The sequence below is a fragment of the Thermogemmatispora sp. genome, from assembly GCF_019683755.1.
Taxonomy (GTDB): domain Bacteria; phylum Chloroflexota; class Ktedonobacteria; order Ktedonobacterales; family Ktedonobacteraceae; genus Thermogemmatispora.
In genome coordinates, this window is sequence record NZ_JADGHT010000290.1 from 1 (window position 1) to 5,969 (window position 5,969).

The 5,969-nt window shown below is 57.7% G+C and carries 3 protein-coding genes and 1 pseudogene; 3 read left to right on the forward strand and 1 reads right to left on the reverse strand.

What is annotated here, in order from left to right; all coding sequences use genetic code 11:
* Positions 1-345: pseudogene (locus IRZ24_RS15660) on the forward strand (alanine--glyoxylate aminotransferase family protein); the annotation flags it as partial.
* A gap of 253 nt (positions 346-598) precedes the next feature.
* Complete coding sequence (locus IRZ24_RS15665) at positions 599-1,405, forward strand: HAD-IA family hydrolase (protein ID WP_297165970.1); 807 nt, start codon at positions 599-601, stop codon at positions 1,403-1,405.
* 127 nt (positions 1,406-1,532) lie between these two features.
* Here IRZ24_RS15665 and IRZ24_RS15670 read toward each other — a convergent pair whose 3' ends face one another.
* A complete protein-coding gene (locus IRZ24_RS15670) occupies positions 1,533-2,243 on the reverse strand; it encodes an NUDIX domain-containing protein (protein WP_297165973.1) in 711 nt (236 codons plus the stop codon).
* 452 nt (positions 2,244-2,695) lie between these two features.
* Between IRZ24_RS15670 and IRZ24_RS15675 the strand changes: the two genes are divergently transcribed.
* The gene (locus IRZ24_RS15675) at positions 2,696-5,833 is read left to right on the forward strand and encodes a helicase C-terminal domain-containing protein (RefSeq protein WP_297165976.1); all 3,138 of its coding nucleotides are present in this window, start codon (positions 2,696-2,698) and stop codon (positions 5,831-5,833) included.
* Positions 5,834-5,969 lie beyond the last annotated feature (136 nt).

Genomic DNA, 5,969 nt, shown 5'->3' on the forward strand with positions numbered 1-5,969 from the left:
GCCGGCCTGCAGGCCCTGGGCCTTGAGTTGCTGCCTCGCCCGGGCTATGAATTGCCGGTCCTGACCGCCGTTCGTCTCCCTGCCACTGTCTCGGAGGAGCAGCTGCGCAGCCAGTTGCTGGCAAGGTACAGCATTGAGGTCGGCGGCGGTCTCGGTCCTTTGAAAGGTCATTTGCTACGCATCGGGCTGATGGCTGGCAACGCTTGCCGCAAAAATGTCGAAACAGTTCTGGCGGCCCTTGAGCAGCTCTTGCCATTATGCGGTTGGTCGGTCCAGACTGGAGCGACACTGAGCGCCGCTGCCGCTATCTACCGAGACCAGAGCCAGGTTCCCTTACGCTCCTGAAATGCTGCCTGTACGCCAGTTTGCCCACAAGAGAAAGGGTCGTCTTTGGCTTCTGGTCCTTGGATGCAGGATGGAGAGCGCAGGCTCGCATCGACTGGCTTCGACCAGAGGACAAGGCAGGCGACAGCTACTTACCTTTTGCTATCGCTACCCCACCGGGCTGAGCAGGTGAGCAGGCAGGCTTGCTAGAAGCCTGGCGAGCTGGCCTACGCCGCTCGTCCACTAGCTGGAGCAGACAGGAAAAGAGGTGACTATGCGTCTTGAGCAACCCCAGGCGATTCGCACGATCTTCTTTGATGCCGGTCAGACCCTCCTGCAGCCCTATCCTTCAGTCGTTGAGATCTGTCAGCAGGTCTGTCAGCGGGCTGGCCTGAGCGTCGACCTGACACGCCTCAAGCAGGGTCTGATCGAAGCGGAAGATTACTTTTATCGCCAGGTGCGCTTGAACCGCCATACTTGGGCTAGCGAGCAGTCCATCAATGAACTATGGCTCGGCTACTATGTCAGTATGCTGCGCCAGGCCGTTGATGAGCGCAGCGATCAGCGCCTGTATGAGTTGGCTCGGGCCATCACGGATGAGTTTGCCGCTCATACGAGTTGGGAGGTCTTCCCCGATGTCATCCCTACCTTGGAAGTGCTGCAACAGCATCACTATACACTAGGCGTAATCTCCGATTGGGGCATTAGCCTCGGTCCTATCCTGCGCCGCCACCGCCTGACACGCTTCTTTGACTGTGTGATTGTCTCGGCCATTGCACGCTACGCCAAGCCATCGACGCTCCTCTATGAGACTGCCCTGCAGCGTGCTAATGCTATTGCTGACTACACGTTGCACGTTGGAGACTCCTACATTCATGATGTGCTCGGTGCCCGCTCAGCCGGTATTACCCCTGTGCTGCTTGATCGCGCCCACCGCTTGCGTAACAGCGATGTTGATTGTATCCTCATTCACTCACTTACGGAGCTGTTGGAGCTACTTGAGCTACCAAGCCCAAGCCAGACCGCCAGCACAGCCCTTGCTTCCCAACCAGCAGAGTCCGAGCGAGGAGGGTCACAGTAGCACCCAAGCACACCGTCCTTACAGGGCTAGATCTCACATAGGAGAAGGAAGAGGTTGGAGGTGCACATCGCTCTCAATCCAGTCCAGATGCTTAGGGCCTCTCCTCCCTGGCTTCCTGCCGTCCCCCCTACTGGCGCGCTACCGCTGCTGGGTTAAAACGATAGAGGCGGGCGGGTCGGTGGGTTCCTTCCATCTTCTTGGCTCCGGTGTCTTCCAGAATACCGGTAGAGAGAATCTTTTTGCGGAAATTGCGCTTGTCCAGCTTGCGGTGAAGAATAATTTCGTAAACGCGCTGAAGCTCACGCAGCGTGAACTGCTCCGGTAGCAGGTTAAAGGCGATGGTCGTGTACTCCAGCTTGCCCCGGATGCGCTGCAGGGTATAGGCCAGGATCTTAGCGTGATCAAAAGCCAGCTCCGGCAGATTATACATGGAAAACCAGCCGACGTCACTGGCGTCATCCGCCGCTCGCACTTGGAGGCGTTCCGAATCGAGAAGCGCGTAGTAGACCACCGTGATCACCCGCATACGCGGGTCGCGTCCGGGATCGCCGAAGGTATAGAGCTGCTCTAGATAGACATCCTGCACGCCCGTTTCTTCGCGCAGCTCACGTTTGGCCGCATCTTCTAGGGACTCATCGATGCGCACAAAGCCCCCTGGAATGGCCCACATGCCCTCATACGGCCAGGAGCGTCGTTTGACCAGCAACACCTGCAGGTCTGACTGGCGGATGCTCATCATCACCACATCGACAGTCACCGATGGCCGCTCATATTTCGAGGGATCATAATGATGGGCCTGGGCTTCAGCACCTGGTGTCTGACTTTGCCCACTGCTCATCTGTTCGTTCTGCTCACCCATAGCTACTGATGATCAGCGCCAATCTGTTGGCACGATAGCAAGGAGACCACTCCGTGATGAGCAAGAGACTAGGCTTGGGATGAGCGGCGCAAGAGCGAGGTGCGTCGGTCTCCTCTGCGGGGCCTTAGCTTGCTGCGAGAAGCGTGCCATCTTCCCCGGCGCCCGCCCGCTCGCTCATCCATTGCGTGTCGTGCCACGCTCCTCACAATGCGTGTCTCGTTTACGCTAAAATAGCTGACTCTGGCGGTCCTGTCAAGTGGCAGCAGGCTGGGCCAGTCCCCTCGATGAAGAGAGGGGAGATGCTAGCCTTCAGCACGGCAAGCCAACCGCTCCAGACGGCACCGGGTGAGCCGGCATTGTCCCCCAGCGACGGCTGTGATATACTGGCACAGGCAGCACAAACATCTGTTCAGTTGTGGGGAGAGCCATTAATGGCAGGCACCGATTTACACCAGATCGCTTCCTACACCATCGTTGAGAAAATCAAGGAGAACGCCAGTAGCACCCTTTACCGTTGTGAGTCGCCGAAGCGCTCCCGCTCCGCAATTTTTATGAAGGTCAGTGCTCTCCCCTTGCTCACAGAAGCTGATCAACGCTGTTTTCAGGAACGTGCACGCCATCTCAAGAGGCTGGCCGGTCATCGCGCTATTGCCTCAGTGCGAGACTATGGCCTCTTCAGAGAGCCCACTAGTGGTCGTTTCTACGGCTATCTTGTGCTCCACGATCTGCCCACTGTCAGCATTGAAGACTTTCATCAAGCAGAGCGCTGCCTGACTCCCGATCAGATTTTGCCAGTGTTGCTTTCAATTGGCGATGCTTTGCATGTGGCGCATCAGCGCAAGGTTGTCCATGGCAATCTTTACCCAGGCTGTATTCTCGGTGAGCCTTCCAACGTCGTTTTAGACGATTTTGCTCTGGCCTGCCATAATGGGAGTCTGACATACGACGATGAGCCTGCCGCTTTGCCTTATAAGGCGCCAGAGCATCTACGAGGCTCACCGCTGCCAGCCAGCGATCAGTACGCCTTGGCAGCTCTAGTCTACTGCTGGCTCTGCGGGCGCCCTCCCTACGAGGGAGAAACGCCGCGAGAGCTGCTGTCTCAGCAGGAACGTCAGCGCTTGATTAGGCCACGTAGCCTGAACGCGACTATCTCCCCGGAGCTGGAGGCAGTCCTGCTGCAGGCCTTGGCTCTTGATCCTGCCGAGCGCTTCCCTCACGTGCACGCCTTCATCGAAGCCTGTTTGGCCGCCATCAGGGGTCTGCCTAATCGCTATCAGTCTCAGGAGCCGGAGAAGACGCCCCCGCCCTCACTGCAGGCTCAGACGCTTTCACCTGCGCTGGTCTCCCCCGCAGCGACAGTGCCACAGGCACCCTTACATGACGGGAGCGCCACCATGCCGCGCTTTACGACCGTCGCTCCGACGACTTCAGTGGCATCAGACCCTGCCTACTCGGCGCCAACCGCCGTGTCTCCGACAATGGCGCAGAAAGCAGTCCCCACAGCTGTGGCTTGGCAGCAGGACGACGAGAAGCCTGCAGAGCAGGAAGAGCAGGCGAAAGGCCTGCTGGCCGTTGTGCGAGCCGATCTGCGCCAGGGCGGTATCCTCTCGCGTAGCCTGCCAGGCTATGAGGAGCGGCCCGCTCAGATTGCTATGGCTGAGATCGTGGCTCGCGCCCTGGAGCAGGGAAGACACGCCATTCTCGAAGCAGCTACCGGTACAGGTAAATCGCTGGCTTACTTGGTCCCCATCGTCCGCTCGGGCCGCGTAGCTATTATTAGTACCGCCAACAAAGCTCTGCAAGAGCAGCTCTTCTATAAAGATATCCCCTTCGTTCAGCAGCATATCAAACCTTTCGAAGCGGCCCTGGTCAAGGGCATGGGAAACTATATCTGCCTCGATCGCCTCGAAAATGAGCGCCTGGGGCTGCAGTTCTACGCCCACAATCGGGAGTTTCGTCGCCTCTATGAGCTGACTCAGGACCCAGACGCTGATTTCAATGGCGATGTCGAGAGCTTGGATTTCCCTCTGTCTCCCGATCTGCGGAGTCGCATCGTGGCTGAGCGTGATCAATGCGCCTGGAGCAAATGCCCTTTCTTCTTCGACTGCTATGTCCGGCAGGTGCGCCTACGTGCCGAGCGCGCTCAGATCATCGTTGTCAATCATACGCTGCTGCTGCTCGATGCAGCTCTGGAAGGTCACCTCTTGCCGGAACGGGATGTCATCGTCCTGGATGAGGCTCATCACCTTGAAGAAGAGGCTACACGCGCCTTTACAATTACAATCAGCCCCAACCAGATTCGGACGCTCCTCGCACAGCGTATGCTCAAGGAGCACAGTCGCTTAAGTCTCCAAGAGGAGGCCGAGCGCGCCTGGCTCACAACCTGGCGCCGTCTAGAGCAGCTAGCTCGCCACTGTGGTCCTGGCTCACGTCTGAACCTGCTTGAACCCTTGGAGGAAGGTTTACACCTGGCTACGGTCTTTTCTCAGCTCGCCGATTCCTTGCGCCAGGAACGCCCCCGCGATCTGCCGGAGAAAGAGAGTACACTCTACGATCGCTTGCTCAAGCGTACCCAGAATCTGGCCGAGCAGGTTCGGACCGTTTTCTCTGTCAATCAACCAGAACGCTACGTCTATTACCTGGAGCGCGTGAATCAAGCTGGTCAGCGTAGCAGTCACATTGAGGTGTCAGCAGCCCCACTGGACGTGACTTCTTGGCTGCGCGAAAAGCTGCTCAAGACGCCAGTCCTGATCTTTACTTCGGCGACGCTGGCAACCACAGGGCCACATCCGCTGCGGCCAGAGGAGAAAGGTCCGCATTTCGCTTATTTTCGCCAGCGCATCGGTCTCAGCTATGAAGACATGCCAGAGGTAGAAGAACATATTCTCCCTTTGACCTTCGACTATGAGCAGAACGCCCTGCTTTACCTGCCGCGCCATCTGCCTGAGCCGGCTTACGGAGTCGATGAGGCCGCGCGACGCTATACTGAGGCCATTGCTGGCGAAATGTTGCATTTGGTCAACGCCTCTCAGGGCCGCGCCTTCTTGCTTTTTTCCAGTCAGCGCATGCTGGACGCTGTCTACGGTCTGCTGCAGCAGAGCACCCTGCCTTTTCGTCTGTTGCGCCAGGGCGACTGGCCACGTAGTGAGCTGCTGCGCCAGTTTAAAGCAGAGCCAGCCATTCTCTTCGGCCTCAAAAGTTTCTGGGAGGGAGTTGATATCCCCGGTGACGCGCTCTCTCTGGTGGTTATTGATAAGCTGCCTTTTGATCCGCCCGATGACCCAGTCCACGCCGCCCGCGTAGCCCTGATGAAAGAGGCCGGCGAGAATTGGTTTGGCTCCTACGTTCTTCCACAGGCTGTGCTGCGCCTCAAACAGGGACTGGGCCGATTGCTGCGCACACGCGATGATCGTGGGGTAATGGCTATCCTGGATAGCCGCATCTATACGAAGAGCTATGGACGACTGATTCTCAATGCCTTACCCCCAGCTCGCCGTACTGATCGGCTGGAAGAGGTCTACCGCTTTTTCCAGAATGGGCGCCCGCCCCGCTCGGGAGCGCACAATTGACGGGTGTTCCGGTACTACGCATTATTGCGCACTCGGTAATATCAATGGGGAAACAGGATCTTTTTCTAAGACAATTGACGCTCCGGGTAAAGCTGCTATACTAGGAAGTGCATTCCGACGCGAGTGAGAGAAGTTC

Coding starts and splice junctions, on each gene's coding strand:
- IRZ24_RS15670 (WP_297165973.1), bottom strand. CDS start 2,243: ATGAGCAGTGGGCAAAGTCAGACACCAGGTGCTGAAGCCCAGGCCCAT.
- IRZ24_RS15675 (WP_297165976.1), top strand. CDS start 2,696: ATGGCAGGCACCGATTTACACCAGATCGCTTCCTACACCATCGTTGAG.
- IRZ24_RS15665 (WP_297165970.1), top strand. CDS start 599: ATGCGTCTTGAGCAACCCCAGGCGATTCGCACGATCTTCTTTGATGCC.